At 66.6% G+C, this 2201-nt stretch carries 2 protein-coding genes; both read left to right on the plus strand.

Translation table 11 applies throughout. The features are described 5' to 3' along the window. Positions 1 to 338: 338 nt before the first annotated feature. Positions 339 to 1514: a phosphoglycerate kinase gene (locus ABGA94_RS18630; RefSeq protein ID WP_005418866.1), complete on the plus strand. Its 1176-nt coding sequence runs from the start codon at positions 339 to 341 to the stop codon at positions 1512 to 1514. Continuing rightward, a complete protein-coding gene (locus ABGA94_RS18635; protein WP_065179512.1) occupies positions 1511 to 2164 on the plus strand; it encodes an HAD hydrolase-like protein in 654 nt (217 codons plus the stop codon). The genes ABGA94_RS18630 and ABGA94_RS18635 overlap by 4 nt, the downstream gene beginning before the upstream one ends. Positions 2165 to 2201 lie beyond the last annotated feature (37 nt).

Genomic DNA, 2201 nt, shown 5'->3' on the forward strand with positions numbered 1-2201 from the left:
GTCATTCCAGTCAGAGGTGTAACCGTCAAGATAGCTGCCATTGAGCAACGTTCCAATTTTCGGGTCGCTGATGATTCGGTGGGGCATATTGGTATTGAAATTGGTGCGGATGCGGCTGCCAAGCCTCCAGGGATGGATTCACGGCGTCCCCTGCCAGCCCACACCACCCCGGCCCACTCACAGCACCACGAAGCGCCAGCGCTTTGGCCGTTGCTGTTGCTGTTGCATTTGCCCTGCGCCTCTGCCTGCCGCAGGCATCGGCCCTCCCACCAGCCGCACCCGATACAATGGCCGTCTGCCGCAGACCGGCATCCCGTCCCCGAGCCAAAGAGTTGCCCATGTCCATTGTCCGCATGACCGACCTCGACCTCTCCGGCAAGCGCGTGCTGATCCGCCAGGATCTGAACGTGCCGATCGAGAATGGCCGCATCACCTCCGAACAGCGCATCACCGCTTCGTTGCCGACGCTCAAGCGCGCGCTGGAGCAGGGCGCGGCGGTGATGGTCACCTCGCACCTGGGGCGCCCGAAGGAAGGCGTGTGGAGCGAGGCCGATTCGCTGGCACCGGTCGCCCAGCGCCTGTCCGAACTGCTGGGCCGCGACGTTCCGCTGGTGCGCGACTGGGTCGACGGCGTCGACGTGCAGCCGGGCCAGCTGGTGCTGCTGGAAAACTGCCGCATGAACGTCGGCGAGGGCAAGGATGACGAGGCCCTGTCGAAGAAGTACGCCGCCCTGTGCGACGTGTTCGTGATGGATGCCTTCGGTACCGCGCACCGTGCGCAGGCCTCCACCCATGGTGTCATCCGCTTCGCACCGGTCGCGGCCGGTGGCCCGCTGCTGATGGCCGAGCTGGACGCGCTGGCGCAGGCGCTGGATGCACCGGCCAAGCCGCTGCTGGCCATCGTCGCCGGCAGCAAGGTCAGCACCAAGCTGGAGTTGCTGGCCAATCTGGTTGGCAAGGTCGACCAGCTGATCGTCGGTGGCGGCATCGCCAACACCTTCATCGCCGCAGCTGGCTACAACGTCGGCAAGTCCCTGTACGAGCCGGACCTGCTGGATACCGCGAAGAAGATCGTGGCCGATGCCAAGGCACGCGGCGCCGACATTCCGCTGCCGGTTGACGTGGTCACCGCCAAGCAGTTCCTGCCCGACGCTGCCGCGGAAGTGAAGGCGGTCGATGCCGTTGCCGAAGACGACCTGATCCTGGACATCGGCCCGCAGACCGCCGCGCAGTACGCGCAGCTGATCGAGAAGGCCGGCACCGTGGTCTGGAACGGCCCGGTCGGCGTGTTCGAGTTCGAGTCCTTCAGCAAGGGCACCGAAGCGCTGGCCCGCGCGATCGCCAGCTCGAAGGCGTTCTCCATCGCCGGCGGTGGCGACACCCTGGCCGCAGTCGACAAGTTCGATATCGCCGGCGACGTCAGCTACATCTCCACTGGTGGTGGTGCGTTCCTGGAGTTCCTGGAAGGCAAGACCCTGCCGGCAGTGGCGGCACTCGACGCGCGCGGCGCATGAGCGCCGAGCGCGGCAAGGATGTGCTGTTCTTCGATCTCGACGGCACGCTGATCGATTCGCAGGTGGGCATCACCGCCTGCATCGCCTATGCGCTGCAGAAGATGGACCATCCGGTGCCGCCGCAGGAAACCCTGCTGGGCTGGATCGGTCCTTCGCTGCGCACCACCTTCGCGCCGTTGTTCGTCGAACCGGCGCGGGTGGAACAGGCCGTGGGCTACTACCGGGAGCGCTTCGACGTCGAAGGCTGGCGCGAGCACACGGTGTACCCGCAGGTGGAAGGCACGCTGCGCACGCTGCATGGCCGTGGACACCGGCTGGCGGTGGTCACTGCCAAGAACGAGCCGCACGCGCGCCGCATCCTCGCCCACCTGCCGTTCGGTGGGCTGTTCGAGGAGATCGTCGGTTCAACCCTGGATGGCTCGCGCAGCCACAAGCCGGAACTGGTCGGCGAGGCACTGCGCCGGCTGCAGGTGCAGCCTGCACAGTGCTGGATGATCGGCGACCGGCGCATGGACATCGAAGGCGCGCGCCACCACGGCCTGCGTAGTGTCGGCGTGCTGTGGGGCTTTGGCGGAGAGGCGGAATTGACCGAAGCCGGTGCCAGCCAACTGGCACGTGAGCCGGCGCAGCTGGAAGCGCTGCTGGCCTAGCTTCCTGTGGAGCCGAGCCCATGCTCGGCTCCACAGA

It is taken from the genome of Stenotrophomonas sp. 3diitr2024 (assembly GCF_042136455.1).
GTDB lineage: Bacteria > Pseudomonadota > Gammaproteobacteria > Xanthomonadales > Xanthomonadaceae > Stenotrophomonas > Stenotrophomonas sepilia.

Bases quoted from the DNA above. Each gene is read 5' to 3' on its own strand.
- ABGA94_RS18630 (WP_005418866.1), top strand. From the start codon at position 339: ATGTCCATTGTCCGCATGACCGACCTCGACCTCTCCGGCAAGCGCGTG.
- ABGA94_RS18635 (WP_065179512.1), top strand. From the start codon at position 1,511: ATGAGCGCCGAGCGCGGCAAGGATGTGCTGTTCTTCGATCTCGACGGC.